The organism is Rhizobium sp. YS-1r (assembly GCF_000757525.1).
Lineage (GTDB): Bacteria > Pseudomonadota > Alphaproteobacteria > Rhizobiales > Rhizobiaceae > Neorhizobium > Neorhizobium petrolearium.
Genome location: NZ_JPYQ01000055.1, coordinates 441,889 through 457,967 on the forward strand (window position 1 = coordinate 441,889; position 16,079 = coordinate 457,967).

Consider the following 16,079-nt stretch of genomic DNA (forward strand, 5'->3'; position numbering starts at 1 on the left):
TAGCGGCTCCACCCCTCTCTCGAGCGAAGGGCAGAGCCTGACCGCTAGCCGTCACGTCCTGACGGATGCGGTATCTCTGGGTTCCACGAGTAGCATTGCCCGGACCTCGTCGCCCGTGGCTCGCCCCCTGGTCACAAGGATGTCCACCAAGCCATCGAGTTCGGCGCGCCTGTCGGTCAGGATACCGACAGCACGATCGAACTGCGCCTTGAGACGTGCATCGACAAGACGACGAAGCTGGGGGTCGCGATCACGGAGATACTCGAAGGGACGGCTGCCCTTGCCGAGTTCGACCGAAAGCGTATCTCCGAGACCGTAATGGCGCTCGGCCTGCGTCGCCAAATCGCTGGCGACAGCCAGGTCGGAAGAAGGTACGCCGCCGGCACCGTCGGCGCGAAAACCGAACACGACCGTCTCCGCCGCGATCCCGCCGAGCAGCATCGCGATCCTGCCGTCGTAATACGCCGCCGTCCTGATGATGCCTCTGGCGGGTTCGAAGGTGGCCCGCCCCGCGACCTGCCGCATGCCTAGCAAAGGCACCTCTCGCTCGACGTGGACGCTGGTCAGCACATCGGATGAAAGCAGGACGCCTACGATCGCATGGCCGGCCTCATGGACAGCCGTATGACGCAACTCCTCCGGGGTCATGACATAGCACTCCGGCAGAGCCTCCAGGAGCAGGCTTTCGGTGACGGCGAGCTTACGGCGTCTCGCGATGCGCCGGGTGTCGCGGGCGAGTTTCTCGATGTCCGCGCCCGACCATCCACGCGTCGCCGAAACGAACCGATGCAGCTCGCCCTCGATTTGATGACCACGCAGATGATGAAGCAGGATGGCGATCCTGGCATCGCTATCGGGGAGCGGGATTTCGACCAGCGTTTCGAGTCGCCCCGATCTCAAAAGGGCTGGATCGATGACCGTAGGGTTGTTGGTCGCGCCGATCACGACGACGCCCTCACGCCCCTCGGAAGGGTCGAGGCATTCGAGGAGGCCGTTGATTACCTGACGACGATAGTCGCGGTGATCGTCATCTCCCGCAGACTCTCGATCGCCGAACGAGTCGAACTCGTCGATGAAGAGCAGGCTGGGCGCTTTCTTCTTCGCTTCCTCGAACGCCTTCCGCATAGCCTTGAGGTAATCACCCAAATGGCCTTTTGACTGCCATTTAGCAGCCGAAGCGGCAATCAGGTCGATATCACAGGTCGCCGCCAAAGCCTTCGCGTATGACGTCTTCCCGCAACCTGGCGGACCGTAAAGCAACGCACCACGATCGACATCGTCCCACGAGATTTCGCCCGCACGCCAGGCTTGGAGGTCCTCTGCCAGCTGGAGGCCCCAGTCCTTGGCCTTTCCGTAGCCATGCATGTCTTCAAGACGCACAAAAGGCGATTTCTCTCGCACCGGGGTCGGCTTCGGCTCGACGGATCGCGCCGCAATGCGCTTCATCTGGCGCACCGAACTCATCAGCGGCCGCGTCTGCCTGACCGACACCAGGATCGCGTCGAGCGATCTAGTTGACAGGAACTCGGCGTGCCCGCTGGTCATACCAGGCACCTTCGCCTCCCGGGCCGCCGCAATGAAATGCTCCGGCGTAGGTCTGCCCACGTCTTTGACCAGATCGGCACCCGCCAGAAAGTCGGCGGGCAGGTATTCGCGTTTCTCGGTGACGACCACCACTTGGCGGGCGAACTTGATGCGGTCGTAGACCGTCCTTGGATCGATGGTGGATTCGGCGACGGTGAATACCGCGGTGGTATCGTTACCATACTCATCGACATGCGCGGGGTCCTGGATGAGGCCGGACACCGCACGCCGATAGTAGTCAGCCGTGTCCTCGGGGGTGATGAGCACGGCGATAAAGGCGAGGTTCTCGCGGCGAAGGAAAGGCCGAAGGGCATGGCGGACGCCGCATCGCGCAACGGCAATGGCGAGCGGCGGTGGCGACTTCGGCCGACCGGCTAATCTGTAGGACATCGGAAGCTCCTTCATGGTTGAGGGTCGGACATGCGGGATCAGATCACCGCGATATCCGCCTCACCGCCGTCTCGGGGCCAAGCGGCGCGTCGTCGAGATTGACTTCGACGTACCCATGGAGAATGAGGGATGCGATCCCGGGAACGGGCCTGGTTTCCTGGAAGGCCTTGAGGCATTCGGCCAGCGGGAGGGAGCCGTACTCATCGAGCGCGGCCAGCAGGCGGAGCCGATCCCCGAGGGGTGTGACGGTTCCGGCATAGCGCAACAGGTCCCTAGCGTTCCGCAGCCTGAAGCCGTCATAGACTTCGCCCCTCCTGAGTAACCTGTAGCGGGCGTTCAGGCGCAGGGCTTCCGACGCGATAACGGTGACATCGGCCGAAACGATCCGGTCGGGTGCATCGAGATAGAGGATGCCACCGTCCTTGTCGAAAACCTGGAAGTCGGGAATATGGGCGATCCCGCCAGCGCCGAATGGCATCGGCATACAACGCCACGATGCCACCGACGGGTTGACGTCCAGCAGGCAGCCGACGTCGCGGGCCGTCTGAGAGCGGAACAGGCGCACCCCGTCGCACTTCACCGTACCAGCCGGATGATAGGTTCTGATCGACGCGGAGTTTCTGGCGGCGCGCAACGTGGCGGCCTGCTTGGCAATTCCCATGGCATCCTCGGACAAAAACAGTTGGTCGTCGCCGCGGTCGTCGCGGCAGCGAGTGGTCAACCTATTCGTATGAGGTAGCGTGGGGTCTTGTTCATAACGGGAATAAATAGAGAACAAAAAGTGAAAAGCAACCGGGCTCTGCAAAAAAATTTTCGTCAACTTTTTCGGGAGAGCCCGGTTGACATGATGAAATTCCGGATTATTTGTCGGCGGCCTGAGCGACGACCATTCCGCTCAAAGGACAAAATCGATGACCCAGGTTCGCAGGATCAGCGCGCGAATATGACCGTGTCGGCTTACGCCATCACGGCGTTTTCCGTTTTCGTCATTTCATAGGGTGTGTCCACCATGTCCGTAGCCCGTCTCCCGCTTCGAATAGGTCGCTGATCCCGAGAGGGATCGCCGCCTTCCATTGATTCAGAACAAGACCCGCCGCCATCGGCGCGCGGAACAGGAGACAATTGCCATGTTCAATGCCAACCGTGTCATGTCCGACTACATCGTCGATCTCGCCGACCTCAGTGCCTACGGGTGCGATCCGATGACATTCGAAGACCTCAGGGAGGAGTTTGAGGTCTTTCTCCTGCTTGGGGAGAGGTTGGACCAACTTCCCGAAATCTAATACGATGCATATGCATGCAAAACGCCTATCAACAGGTGTTTTGCATGCCATGATCGCGCCTCATACTTGTTACTCAAATTCTTGCCAAAATTCTTCCGCGCGGTCAGCTACAACATCAGCGTATCTTTCTCGTTCATGAAAGATAGCGTAGATGTTTGCCTCGCCTTCGAAAAACTCGAAGAATAAGAAGTAACCGTTGCGTCCACGATGAAAATTGAACCCATCGCGTCGCGCGAATGGGGCTTGTCCAACGGCTTCAGCGTCTTCACGAATTAAACGTGTGAACCGATCTGCTATTTCGGCCCCCGATCGCTTGTACAGAAACGTGTAAATCCGATCGAAGTCATCATCTGTGGTATGAAAAAGAGTAGCCATTAAAATCGGAGACCTGATGTCGGCTTGTCCGCTGCGTCGCGCAATGCTTGCTTCCGCGACTCGAAGTCCGCCCAAGCGTCCTCAATTTTCCTTCCAGGCCGTGTCCGCGCTGCCTTCGCGACCTGCTCCAGAACGTCAATCGTCTCGCTATCCAATTGCGGTTCTTCCGTCACATTTCGTCTCCGAATAACTGTCCCGATCCAGACTTTCACAAACTTCATCATCTCTCTGGTCCTCCTCGGTATAAGCGTTGTCCCTTTGATTGCAACTGTCCATTCGAGATCGGTCCAGATGCCTCCTGCTATCGCGAGGAAATTCAGCTGAAATAAATGGTTGCGGAGCAGATGGTGTCGGGGCTGGCGTGACACTCTTTGCATGTTATCTGTTGCAATGCCTGCTATCGAGGAGCGCCAACGATTGAGTGAGGTTGCGGAAGAGAGATTTACCGGAATCCCATTGAGGGTTTTGGCAGTCAATGATGATGATAGGGGCGTAGATGCCCTAAGTCAGATTGGAAATGTACACAGATTCAACGTCACCAATGGCCCGTTGCCAGAGGTAGGCCAGGTAATTCTGCTGGGAGACACAAGTTGGCGAGCTGCACCACCGAATTTCTTCAAGGTGCAGAACTCAATAGCCGTTGTACGGCGCTTGGAGCCGGATGGAAGCTTCCTCATCGATAATGGGATTGCTCTCAAACGGATAGAAAATCACCGAAAGATAGTTGTGTCCGTGAACAACACGGTCGAATTCAATGACTTCGAGGGGCTTGTCGCGGTTGTGTCCGAAAGCCCTATTTCACTCCGTGATACTGAAATTACAGAAGGTGATCTACGCCGGGAATACCTGGTTGAGAAAGCCGGGTCTGGACCGAAGTTCGAAGACTTCGGTGGCTATCCGCACGTCATTTCGCGTGCGCGAGAGCTCATCACGACGCAGTTCGAGAATCGGGGTCGCCTTCTGTCCATTGGTGCCAAACCGATTAAAGGCATTCTTTTCACTGGATCGCCCGGGACGGGGAAAACCTATCTGGCGCGCATAGTCGCGAACGAAACCGACGCCGATTTTTACCTCATTAGCGGACCTTCGATAGTCAGCAAATGGGTGGGAGACACAGAGGCAAGACTTCGAAAGCTGTTCGAGGCCGCCGCCAGAAGCCAAAGCGGCCGAGCGATCATATTCTTCGACGAAATTGACAGCATAGCGGAACGACGCACAGAGGATTCCCATGAAGCTTCTAAGCGGCTGGTAGCTCAGTTGCTGACGCTTATGGATGGTTTTAAGAACGAGCAAAACATAGTCGTGATCGCATCCACGAACCGCGTCGATTCTCTCGATCCCGCCCTGACACGGCCTGGTCGGTTCGATTGGGAAATCGAGTTCGGCAAGCCGACTTTTGAGGACCGATTGTCGATCCTCCAAGTGGGGGCAAGGCGGCTGCAGACAACAGGCGATCTCCCTCTGGAGGATGTAGCTGAGCAATCCGTTGGATGGTCTGCGGCGGAGCTTACTGCGCTTTGGTCCGAGGCGGCATTGATGGCAGCATCGGATGGCCGCGACAAGATCAATTCAGAGGATGTGGCGATTGCATTTGAGCGGGTGAGTCTACGGCCGCGGCGTGAGATTGCCATAGAGGAGGCACGCTAGATATGTTGTCCTGGTACCGTCGGCTCCGCCGCAAGCGCACCATTCATCCCGTAGAGCCCGAAGTAGCCGTGCGCCCCGAGCCTTTACGAGAATTCGTCTATCTCGATGAGGTCAGTCTCCGAAGTCTTCTGTCGTCCCAGGCGGGTGGGGTTACAGACACAACATCGGAGCAGAAGGTTGCCACCGATCTGGGCGAGTTGCAGGCTAAGCTCGCTTCTGACGCGGTGATTGGGAAGGCGGAGATCAGCTCCCGCTTTCAGACCAGCAATAGCAGCACGCTTCAAACTTTGCGTAAGGCGACAGTTCAATCGTGGTTTAGGGAGTTCTACAACAAGCCTGGCCTCCGCATGATCGAACGCATCGATGATGTGGCTGCGTTTGCAGACTTGGAAGACGTGCAACGCTGTAAAAAAGCGTCCGCTGCCATCCGCTCTGATCGCCTCCAGCGCGGAATTCTCGCGGAATTCAAGGTCAAGTTATCGGCCGACAAGGTATTCCATATCGACACATTGGTCTCTGAATTCGTCGGTATGGCCAAAGATTACCCGAGGATTTTTGAGGCTGGCAAGACGGTTGTCGACATGGGAGAAATTGAAGCGATCGGCAAACTGCTCCAACGACTTCTCGCTGGGTTGATTCCTATCCGTGGTGAGGCGGTCGATTACTGCGTAATCGATATCGAGGGCATAGACTACGTCGTGCACAAAAAGGCGGTAGCGGACCTTGATGTCGATACGAAACCGCTTGTGATCGTTGGGGTCACCGAGCATCTCGCTTACTGGAAAGATATCCGTCGGGTGCTGTTTTCGGAGGCCGAGTTTACAATCCTCTGCAGGTTCTCAAAGAATGGCCTTCAAGAATCTTGGCTTCCAGTAAAGCTTGCCGATCTGATGAAGGACTTCGCGCCTGATATTGCTGATCAGATCAACTCCGCAAGCCTCATGTCTTTCGACCGCACACCGACGATCCGAAAGGAAAGCATGAATGAAGTCCGGCTCGGTCTTGCCTTGCATCAATACGCGTCCGATCTGCTGGCCACTTTCGACAAATCGGCGGAGGATGTGGATTTCGACACCATCAGTGGCATGATCGGATCGCTGAAGGAGAGGGCTGAAACTGTCTCCGGGCAGCGAAACGCCTTTGCAGCTATCGGAGCTGAAATTTCCGCGATGGTTGGCCAGAAGGTCGATGCCGAAACCGATGCAGGACTGAAGGAAAGTGCAAGGAGGATGAGCGGGCTATCGCTCTTTCCATCTCAGACCAAGGCAGCTGTCCCATTGGATCAGGTCGCAGCGCCTAAGGTTCTAGTTCCCGATGAGAGGCTCTTGGATGTCGAGATCGTCGCGATGTACTGGTGATGCGTCTTGAACCGCTAAAGCATTTTGCATCTATTCCGCCTCATACCCAGCTGCTTTGAAGAAGTTTCGGCATTCTGTGATCGAGAAGAGATCACAGATCTCGCCGAGAGCGTTTGAGAGGGCATCAAAGGTCCGTGCTGCGCGTTTTCGCAACAGGGCCTTGAGCTTGGAAAAGGCCATTTCGATGGGATTGAGGTCCGGTGAATAGGGCGGTAGGAAGAGTAGCCAGGCACCTTTCGCCTTGACCAGTTCCTCGGCTCTCTTGCTTTTGTGGAAGGCGACATTGTCGAGGATCACGACGTCGCCGGGCGAGAGCGTCGGGGCGAGTTGGGTTTCGATCCATGTTTCGAAGATGTCGCCGTTCATTGGCCTATTGACGATCCAGGGTGCTGTCAAACCATGACAACGCAGGCCAGCAATGAAGGTCTGGGTCTTCCAGGAGCCGAACGGTGCATGGGTGCGATAGCGCTTTCCCCTTGGCGACCATCCCATTCGCTTGGTCAGCTTTGTCTTGGTCGAGGTCTCGTCGATAAAGATCAACCGCGCCAATGCTTTGTTGAAAAACTGCTTGCGCCGGTTGATCCAGAGCTCACGGGCGCGGGCGATCTGCGGCCGCAACTGCTCGGCTGCCTGCAGGCTTTTTTTTATGGCTGAGCCCCAGCCGATACAGAAGGCGGCTGACCGTCGAGCGATCGACCGAGACGCCACGCCCGGCCAACTCAACACACAATTCGTTCAGCGTCAGGTCGCCATTCTCGGCCAACCGTGAACGAACCCATTCCTCGTGCCCCGCCAGTTTACCGCCGCCCAGATGCCCTTGCCTGGCAGGCGCAAGTGCTCGAGATACCCGCTTCAGGATCACCATGTTGTTCACAAATCTTGGTGAAACCCGGAAATGCCGGGCAGCCTCCCGGTGACTGTTGCCTTCCTCGACAAACGCAACAACACGCGCACGCAACTCGATTGGATGCGGGCTTGCCCATGGCGGTTCTCCTTCCATGGGCAAATGAACCATAAATCACCGACTTTGAGAATCCTGAATCAGGAAAACCGCAACGTGCTTTAGCGTCTACCGCGCTTCTGCTGGGCCTTTGCGAAGTCCTCCAAGACTTCGAAGCACCGTTCCAGCGTCGTCTTGTCCTTGCAGTAATCGATCGGCTTGATGCCGCCGAGTTCCGGCCACCTCTGATTCGGCCATAGATCGGCGAGGTCGCGGCGAGGTATGCGGTTGTAGACCCGCTCCCACAGCTTGCCGACCATGTCCTTGTGCAACCTATCGGCCTCGACGACCGCTCGGTCGGCGTCCCTGATCCTGTCCAGCTCCCGTTGTACGGCCATGAAGCCGCTGATGCTCTCCGCCGCGAGTTCCCGTGATGTCCTGCCGCCATGGCCAGGCAGGGGAGCCCGAAGGAATACATCAACGTCTTTGACAACGAAGAGGGCCTGTTCCTCGATCTTAAAAACGCGATCGGCGGCCTCCCGTGCCAACCGCTCGGCGGTCTCGGCCGCTTCCCGCTCACGGCAGGCGGCGCGCTCCGCCTCTGCATGTTCGCGGGCGAGGTCGCGCTCGATCCTGAGACGCTGGATCATGCCCTCCAAGGCGAGACCGACCATGTCCTCGGGCGGCTCGTTCTGATGCGACCGCTGCATCGCGTTCACGGCGACGGGGATGCGATGCAGGCGCGCCAACAAGTCCGCGAACTCAACGCCTTCGTTGGCCAGCAGCGCGCGATCCCTGATGCCGTACTCCGCCGCCCGCTTTTTCAGCCAGCCGTCGAATTCCTCGAGCCTGCCATCGTACGGCTGCATCAGGTCCGCGATGGCCTGAAGGGCCGCGAGGAGCTGGCTTCTGCGCTTCGCGGGCAGGCCTTCCTTCACGATCAGGGCTTTCAGGTCTTCCTTGAAGCGGTGATGCATGTAGTAGGCTCCGCCTCTGGAAGCCTTGTACACGACCTCAGCGGCCTGCAGGCGCGCAAGGTAGGAGGCAATCTCTTCGTAGGGCGACTTGAAATCCTCCGCGACCTCCTTGGCAATCCAGCGGGCATAATCGGATTTCACATACCGCAGCCCCGGCTTCGCCCATCGTTCGGACCAGGCTTCCGCGATATCGTATGCGGTGATCGGCTGGTTGTAGTCGTTCTGGAAGAGCTTGTCGAAGATGGCCGCCTGCCATTGCCGACGGTAGACGATGAAGGCGGACGGCCTGTCGTCGTCGATATCGACGTGAACTGACAAGCCACGGCGGACCATCGCGTCCACCAGGCTTTGCGCCTGCTTGTGGTTTCTGGGGTCGCCCTCGCGGTAGATGTCGACGAGCCGCTGGGCGTCCGCTCGATCCGCGTTCTGCTGCCTTTGGCGATCTTCCGCGATCTTAGCCGCCATGGCCTTGACCTCTGAACTGTGGATCAGTTTGCGGGGAGCGAGGTCCAGGATGATTTCGTCGAGTTCGTCCAAGGGGATATGGCGATACCTCGCGACTTCGATCTCGAGGACCTCCACACCCATGATACTCAGCTTCTCTATCTTCGAAGGCGGGCAGGGATGCGTGTTCGCGATCTCGATGAAGAGCCTGCGGCCGTCGGGCATCGTCGCCGTGACATCGGGGATCACCTCGCCTGCGGCCATCTCAAGGAGGACATCCGTGAGGTCGATGGATCGCTCCGGCGTGACCTCGACGGGCTTGCCATCGAGGCCTGGTGTGGTCGTGTGCGGCAGGGTCACCCGACCGTGTTGCGCGATGATTTCCTTGGCGCGGACATGGAGCGCCGTCTCGCCTGCCGTCGTGCAGTCGTAGACTATGTCCTCGGGGCGGTGCGCGAAATGGTGGGACATCCGGGATGCATCGCCGCCGTTTTTGGCGATCAGAGGCCGCTCGCACCCGAAACAGATGCACCCGCAGGCCTTACCGTTAGCGACCTCGGAGATATGACGGGGCGAACCGTCGACGGCGTCCTTGGCGACGAGGATCATACCCTTGTCGTCGGGAAAGAGGTCGGCAATGGTGATCTTCGTTGCCATCAGCGCCGTGAATCATATCGGAAGGACGAGGTTAGCCCGGTTTTCCTGGTTCCGGAAGCTCGTATGTCGTGATGTTGACGCCGCTTCGCGCGGTTGCCTATTGTCGTTTTGGGGGAACACGGGATGAAGCCGAAGAGAACTAAAACGAAGCGACCAAAGCCGGCCCGCAAGCCAGTCAGCGTCAGCGCGAGATCGGTGGTCATAACGCGCTGGCATGTCGTCAAGGCTCGCATAGAGGCGGAAGTCACTGCGCAGGTGTCTCGACGGGGTTTCACGGGATCGGTATCGCTCCACCCCGGCAAGCTGAGTTACCATCATGATGGCTCGGATGGTGTTGTCTTGCAGGCTGACCTGGAGAAATACGCAGCCTCCATGGTCGAAAAGGGGCTGGCTAGCTCGGCGTCCACGGACAATAAGCACGTCGAAATCGCCCTGACGGCGAGGACTGTATCTATCCTTACTGGGACTAAGAACAGCCGGCCACCAAAGCCGAAGAGCGTACCGGCGACCGAGGCGAAGGAGAGAGCCTCGCCTTTAGAGCAGCCGTTCGCAATCCCGGGAGCTGACCAAATCATGGAGGCCGTATTGGCCACAGTCAAAGGGAAAGCGGTTCAAAGGGCTGCCGTTCGGAGCGCCGTCGCCAGGTCGTTGCGTGTCCCACCGGATAAAATCAAACTCGCGGTCTGCGAGCCGGGAAGTTTCAGGAGGACATCGTTTTCCGAGACCTTCGGCTTGGTTGTCGGACACCTTCAAAAGGCGGGTGTCCTGAAGGCAGATGGAAAAAAGCTCGTCGCGCTACCAAATCCCGATAACAAGCCTGTGCCTCCTTACGAGCCATCGTCGAAGAAAGCGAAAGCGCGCGCGGCGCAACCGAAGATCGCCCGATTGTCTGGCCAGATCAACGTGCAGCGCCTCGTGAAGACGCTGCCCGATCAGGACCCGTACAAGCTCCTCAGTATGTGGAAGAACGCTGTTCGTATAACCGGTGACAAATCGCAAACTCATAGGCACCAGGAAGCCGCTGTTTTGGCAACGGCAATTTCGAAGGAATGGGGTCGGCGCGCGAAGACGCTTGCTGACGATGCCTATTTTAGATGGCCGACGACGGATGCTCCGGGTGGCAGGCGCAAAGAACAGTATCGCGATCTGCGACATGAAGGCATGCTGAAATACCTTGATTACAAGGTCGGCAAAGAGGGTGAGCATTCATCTTACCGCCACGCGCTCCTGTCGAGGATTTTCGAGAACGCCCTGCCTCCGGTTTTCGATCGCTTGTACATGGAGGAGTGGGGCCCGAATGCCTCCTCAATCCGACTACATAAGATGGCCCATTGCCTGGCTTCGTTCGCAAAGAATTTCAAGTACCAGAACAACGACAAATACGACGAGGCAATCCGCCACTGGGAACAGGACCTCGAGTATCTACATGATAGGTACTACGTCGGGCGGTTCGGTTTCGGATGGCCGACCACCGTTATTTAGACGGCATCGAGACTGTTCACGCGAAGTCTCCAGCCCTGTCGGCCGTGAAGATCACTTCCGGCTCGCCCTCCTCCTCGACGACGGGATCGTTACCGCGCCGCCAGACAACGACGCCCGCATGCCGACGCAAGTCCTCGGCTTCCTCCGTCGCGGCAGCCTCGTTGGCCGCGACCCTTGGCGAGAATGCTTGGATGGCCTGATCTCGATCAGGAGATGTCCAACGAGAGGGGCTGATTGCGATAAACCTTAGGCTGAGCTACGTTGCGCCTGCAATCGGTCTTTTCTGAAACTTTGGAGGAAGTGGAAATGACGGAAATTGATCGTAGAGATTTGCTTATTCTCACCGCCGGAACTACTTTGGGTCTTGTATCCGCTGGGCCCGCAATGGCTCAAACCCAGCCATTTGATATCACTGCCGCTATGCATGGGCTCAAAGGGATATCTATCCCAGAGCAGATTACTGTACTGGGCACGGGCGGAAGCGGGTGCTGGCCTGCCGTGTTTGCCGCGATGTGCGGCGTAAAGGAGATGTTGCTTATCGATGCCTCGGATGTCAGTGCGGACGATCTTGGCAGGACCTGTTTTCGCCCTTCGGATATCGGCAGACCCAAGTCTGAGGCTACAGCTGACATCGTCAAAATTTTCCGACCAGAAACGCAGATCAAGACGATCAAGCGCTTTGTAAATCCTGGCGATAATGACATTTACTTTGGCACCGTTCTCTTCGACGGTGTCGACTATGTTCCGTTAAATAAGGCGTTGCCCGAGGAGGCAGCGAAACGAAACATGAAGTATGTGCAGGGCTTTTACAAAGGCCTTTATGCAGGAGTGACAAGCAAGTATTTCGAGACCGAGTGGACAAAGGGTGGCGACGGGCCTGTATGGCCTCCTTCTGCCGCGTTGTCAGGCATTCTTCAGATTTACGCTGTCTTTGCGGCCCCTTTCAATTTTACCGGAAATCCGGCGAACTTACACATGCCAGATGAAGTTATGGCGGCCGCTTTCGTTAACGGAAGCTCGCGACCGACTAAATAAATCGATGCTCGGCTGGACCAAAATCCAGGGTCCAGCCGAGGTACGTTCATACTGCGAAATCTGCCGTAGTCTCCCTTTCGGCTGGGAAACGGGACGCGTATAGCGAACGTCTCTTTGACTGTCCGTCGGACTTGTCTTGCCGTCACGCCGCCGACTAGATTATGATCTCGGAGGCATGGATGCGATCACGGAGCTGGATTCTGGAAAGAAGGGCCGCTGCACTCGTCGCCACGGTCGAGGACGGAGTGTTCTCCGAGCTTCGAAAGCTGTTCATCATCGAGGGCGACGGACTGGTTACGACCTGCCGTCGATCCAATTTCTTCAGCGAGGACGAGGAGTTCAAGTTTCGTGACTTCGAACTCATCTGCCGTCGCGGACAGGAAATCCACGCTATCGCCAGATTCCGCGAGTGGGACACATGTCACGGTTTTCCGGGTGGCCGCGAGTTCGTCCTGTCGGCGGACGCCAGGTCCCAAGCCGACTACGAGTGCGCCGAAATGCTCATGGACCATTGGGAGGAATTCGACCATCCGATGGAAAGCGGCGAGCCGCTGATCATCTTCGACCGGCTAGTGATCGCGAAGCCACATCCAGGCATCTGGCCAGCGATCACAGCGGCGATGGATAAGACGTTCAAGCGCCGTGGCGGCACAATGGTTCTCAAGGCCTTCACCCTGGAATGGGAAGGAGCCTCGGAAGGTAAGCCAGTGTCGGAGGAACCCATGTTCGCCCGACGCCTCGCGGCGATGAAAAAGCTCTATAAGCAGCGGCTCAGAATGCAGGACGTTCCCGATAACGCGGAGGGATGGATGTGGAAGGCCATAGGTCATTCCACGCCGCCCAGCACGATACGGGTGAGGCAACCAGAAGAGCTTGCTGCCGATCTTGAATTTTGATGTCGCCGTCCCACGCAAAACTTTGTTATCGAGGGTAGATTGGCCGGTCGTTTCGCGACCCTAGCTCACGTTCTTCTGGATGGTTCTCCAGATCGGGTAGACATGATGCCTCGGCCTTCAAGATTGCGGAACGTCGGACGAGAGTGCTGAAATCAGTTGCGGTTTAGCCCGTGCTGCCTCGAAAGAAGGACGTTCTTCCAGAAGGCTTCGCGCCCAATCACCAATTCATCAGGTGTCGCCGCAGGACGGTACTCAAGGAGGGTAAACCTGAACGCCTTCCTGCAATAGGGGAGCGTAGGGTCATCGACGAGGTTCCTGAGTTCGACATTCCCGCCGTGCCCCGTCTCAACGTAGTTCGTCCAGCGGGACCAGATACCCTGCATGCCGTAAGCGGAGCCGATATACCGTTTGCCTGTCTCGACATCGGAGATCATGTAGACCCCTTTCACGCTCGCCAGTGCGGCGAGCCAATCGGGGCGGGCATTGCGAACGAGCACTTCGAGTTCCTCAAAGCTTATGTCGATGCTGTCGAAGCCAGGAAAAACCTGTCCAGAGAATGGCTCGCGGAGAATTTCCTGCACCTCGAATGCATCGTAGTGCTTCTCGAAGCGCACTCTCGCTCCTCGGTCGGCGTAGCGTAACTTCAGCTTCAGCCTTCCGAGGAATGAAATGCCGTCATCCGTCATCTCAACATCGTACCTGTCTGGCAGGCGGTCCTTGATTTTCCAGATTCCCCCGAACAGCCAGATGTCCGGCTCATGGTAGAATCGCATGAGCGAGAAAACGTAGGGGCGATTGAACTCGTTCTTCGCAGGGCGGTATTCCTGCCAGTTCCGCCACTCGTCGGAATTACGGGTCCATACGTCGAGAGGGTGGTTCTCGCCGTTATCTCGCGCGAAATGCAATTTGAAGTCTGATAGGTTTTCGATCTTCCAGATGTCGCGCAGCATGATCGGTGGCATTGCGGTTTCCTTCGAATGAATCAGCAGCCGTCCAGCGCCTTGATCCTGGAGATCAGGGTCCGACCGTAGGCGTATATCGTCTGCACCTCTGCTCTGCCGCGGCACTGCCGTCCCTGTGTGGTCCTGTACTCGTATGAGACCCGCACGGTGTCCCTCCCTGACAGCGAGGTCCCCGTCAGTTTCAACGGCACCGACATCGCGCTGTAGAACGCATGTATCGACTCTTCGTTGAAAGGACCTTTCCCACGCTTTTCCGGAACCACCATCGCGGCGGCGGTTTCCCCGTCGGCAGCCGACAGGGCGGTGTAGAACGCCGTGGTGGCCAACATTGGATCGTACGGAAGATGCTTGTCCGTTTCCACTACACGAGGCGCTTTGACGGTAATGGATTCGTACCCGATCCCGACGGAAGCTGCTGTCTGGGCCGTCAGCCATTCAACGCCTTCGGGAGGAGCGGAGGTGACGTAGATAACGGCCTTGTCGCTCAACCCCAGCTGATTGAGGTATGCACCGACAAGCGCGTTCGCTGCCCCTGACTCAGACGCCTTCCCGTTGACGAGGCGATAGGCGGCGTGAAAGCCGAGTTTCGATTCCGCATCCAGGAGGCGGGGTGATCCCGCCAGCCACGTCAGCGCGCAGGCCGAAGCGCATAACGTCCGGCGGAACGGCGGTCGCAAAGCCCCTGAGGCGAATGGCTCTTCCGATTTCCAGCCCGACGTGAAGGTTTCCTCCGCCGCTGTTTAGGGCGACCACGGCTCGATCACTTTCGGCGGCGAGCTTACGGAACGTCGCGTCTTCGCCTTCGGTGAAGGTGCCGCTGACAGAAATCAGGTCAATACCTTCGGAACCGCTCTCGCGCCTGATGTCGGCGGCTTGCACCGAAAGCGAGAAGAGCATTGCCGCCATCAGAATGTTGTATCGCATCGACCACCCCCAATTGCATCTCGTTTGAGCATCAGGGAGATTTCCGCGCAAGCCGGCGCGTGCAAATACTCGGGCAGATGGTAGTGTTCGCTTGCAACGAATTCGCCGGCCTTGACGGGAGATTTTCCGGATATGAGTACAGACACGCTCGCCTTGCTGATCGACGGCGACAACGCTTCCCCGAAAATCGTCTCGGGCCTTCTGGCGGAAATCGCCAACTACGGGACGGCCAGCGTCAAGCGCATCTATGGGGACTGGACGAAACCGAATCTCAACGGCTGGAAGGAATGCCTCCTCGAGCATTCTATTCAGCCCGTCCAACAATTTGCGTACACTACGGGAAAGAACGCCACCGACGGCGCGATGATCATCGATGCCATGGACCTGCTCTACACCGGGCGCTTCTCGGGCTTCTGCATTGTCTCCAGCGACAGCGACTTCGCGCGACTGGCGGCGCGCATCCGCGAGCAAGGCGTGACAGTTTACGGGTTCGGCGAGCGCAAGACACCGCGACCGTTCATTACCGCCTGCGACAAGTTCGTTTACGTTGATGTACTCGGCGGTGCAGGTTCCGAGGCGGTTCCCGCCGAGAAGGCTGCCAAGGCGAAAGCGGATAAGAAGCCAGCTAAGGCCGGGGCCGCGCCAGCAAAGGCGGTCCCCGAAAAAACCAAGGCCGAGCAAGGGGTGGCGGCGAGTGGTAAGTTGGATCAAGCTGCGATCGGGATGCTTCGTAAAGCCGTTGAGGCTTCCTCTGACGAAGATGGCCGAGCCAGCCTCGCAAGGGTCGGCGGTCACCTGGCCAAGCAGTCCCCTGACTTTGATGCCAGAAATTACGGATACGCGAGGTTGAGCGATCTAGCCGAGGCATCCGGGATTCTCGACATTGAGCGGGTGGGAGATCACCCTAAAGTCGTCATGGTAAGACTAAAGAAACCTTGATCCCATCATTGCCGCGCACCCTTGGTTGTCGGTGTTTTTCACTACATATTAGCGAAATTATGTAGCAAATACCACCAGCCGGTGAACGTGCGCGGTGGCCGCTTTGCGCCGATAGTGTTGAAAAACTCGGCGTTGCTGGCCTGGTGTCGGCGTGATTCAATCCTCCTATTGATTTGCGGAGGATTG

The 16,079-nt window shown here is 57.7% G+C and carries 15 protein-coding genes; 7 read left to right on the forward strand and 8 right to left on the reverse strand.

The window, feature by feature from the left end:
- Positions 1-51 precede the first annotated feature (51 nt).
- Entirely contained in the window at positions 52-1,974 is a 1,923-nt protein-coding gene (locus JL39_RS24845; protein WP_037157001.1) for an AAA family ATPase, read from the reverse strand.
- 43 nt (positions 1,975-2,017) lie between these two features.
- Positions 2,018-2,635, reverse strand: a complete 618-nt coding sequence (locus tag JL39_RS24850) for a hypothetical protein (RefSeq protein WP_037157313.1) — start codon at positions 2,633-2,635, stop codon at positions 2,018-2,020.
- A gap of 466 nt (positions 2,636-3,101) precedes the next feature.
- Between JL39_RS24850 and JL39_RS32005 the strand changes: the two genes are divergently transcribed.
- Complete coding sequence (locus JL39_RS32005) at positions 3,102-3,257, forward strand: hypothetical protein (RefSeq protein WP_161784799.1); 156 nt, start codon at positions 3,102-3,104, stop codon at positions 3,255-3,257.
- Positions 3,258-3,326: 69 nt separating this feature from the next.
- Here the strand turns inward: JL39_RS32005 and JL39_RS24855 are convergent, their stop codons facing one another.
- Complete coding sequence (locus JL39_RS24855) at positions 3,327-3,707, reverse strand: hypothetical protein (RefSeq protein WP_152601255.1); 381 nt, start codon at positions 3,705-3,707, stop codon at positions 3,327-3,329.
- Positions 3,708-4,049: 342 nt separating this feature from the next.
- Here JL39_RS24855 and JL39_RS24865 point away from each other — a divergent pair, with 342 nt between their 5' ends.
- The gene (locus tag JL39_RS24865) at positions 4,050-5,279 is read left to right on the forward strand and encodes an ATP-binding protein (RefSeq protein ID WP_037157315.1); all 1,230 of its coding nucleotides are present in this window, start codon (positions 4,050-4,052) and stop codon (positions 5,277-5,279) included.
- Between the two features lie 2 nt (positions 5,280-5,281).
- Positions 5,282-6,637 (forward strand): hypothetical protein, encoded by a 1,356-nt coding sequence (locus tag JL39_RS24870; protein WP_037157007.1) that lies wholly within the window; start codon positions 5,282-5,284, stop codon positions 6,635-6,637.
- Between the two features lie 30 nt (positions 6,638-6,667).
- On the opposite strand, the gene JL39_RS31285 is transcribed toward JL39_RS24870, so the two are convergent.
- Positions 6,668-7,637, reverse strand: a protein-coding gene (locus tag JL39_RS31285; RefSeq protein WP_244446956.1) for an IS630 family transposase whose coding sequence is annotated in 2 segments (ribosomal slippage) — positions 6,668-7,282 and positions 7,284-7,637 — 969 coding nt in all. Because the reading frame shifts where the segments join, the coding sequence is not laid out codon by codon here.
- A 62-nt stretch (positions 7,638-7,699) separates the two neighbouring features.
- Positions 7,700-9,607, reverse strand: a complete 1,908-nt coding sequence (locus tag JL39_RS32010) for a DUF2384 domain-containing protein (protein ID WP_161784800.1) — start codon at positions 9,605-9,607, stop codon at positions 7,700-7,702.
- 171 nt (positions 9,608-9,778) lie between these two features.
- Between JL39_RS32010 and JL39_RS30625 the strand changes: the two genes are divergently transcribed.
- The 3 genes from JL39_RS30625 to JL39_RS24895 all read left to right on the forward strand — a co-directional run bounded on the left by JL39_RS30625 (position 9,779) and on the right by JL39_RS24895 (position 13,068).
- Positions 9,779-11,137: a hypothetical protein gene (locus JL39_RS30625; RefSeq protein WP_052183095.1), complete on the forward strand. Its 1,359-nt coding sequence runs from the start codon at positions 9,779-9,781 to the stop codon at positions 11,135-11,137.
- A 306-nt stretch (positions 11,138-11,443) separates the two neighbouring features.
- On the forward strand, positions 11,444-12,172 hold the full coding sequence (locus JL39_RS24890) for a ThiF family adenylyltransferase (RefSeq protein WP_037157011.1): 729 nt from the start codon (positions 11,444-11,446) through the stop codon (positions 12,170-12,172).
- Between the two features lie 179 nt (positions 12,173-12,351).
- On the forward strand, positions 12,352-13,068 hold the full coding sequence (locus tag JL39_RS24895) for a hypothetical protein (RefSeq protein ID WP_037157013.1): 717 nt from the start codon (positions 12,352-12,354) through the stop codon (positions 13,066-13,068).
- Between the two features lie 152 nt (positions 13,069-13,220).
- Here the strand turns inward: JL39_RS24895 and JL39_RS24900 are convergent, their stop codons facing one another.
- From JL39_RS24900 to JL39_RS32665, 3 genes are read right to left on the reverse strand one after another with little or no spacing between them, the layout of a single operon-like run.
- Entirely contained in the window at positions 13,221-14,018 is a 798-nt protein-coding gene (locus tag JL39_RS24900) for a GIY-YIG nuclease family protein (protein ID WP_244446957.1), read from the reverse strand.
- Between the two features lie 32 nt (positions 14,019-14,050).
- The gene (locus JL39_RS32660) at positions 14,051-14,518 is read right to left on the reverse strand and encodes a hypothetical protein (protein ID WP_244446958.1); all 468 of its coding nucleotides are present in this window, start codon (positions 14,516-14,518) and stop codon (positions 14,051-14,053) included.
- Between the two features lie 49 nt (positions 14,519-14,567).
- Positions 14,568-14,954 carry a hypothetical protein gene (locus JL39_RS32665; RefSeq protein ID WP_244446959.1) on the reverse strand — a complete coding sequence of 129 codons (387 nt, stop codon included), beginning with the start codon at positions 14,952-14,954 and terminating at the stop codon, positions 14,568-14,570.
- A 132-nt stretch (positions 14,955-15,086) separates the two neighbouring features.
- Here JL39_RS32665 and JL39_RS24910 point away from each other — a divergent pair, with 132 nt between their 5' ends.
- Positions 15,087-15,893, forward strand: coding sequence for an NYN domain-containing protein (locus JL39_RS24910; RefSeq protein ID WP_037157017.1), 807 nt, complete (start codon positions 15,087-15,089; stop codon positions 15,891-15,893).
- The last annotated feature ends 186 nt before the right edge of the window (positions 15,894-16,079 follow it).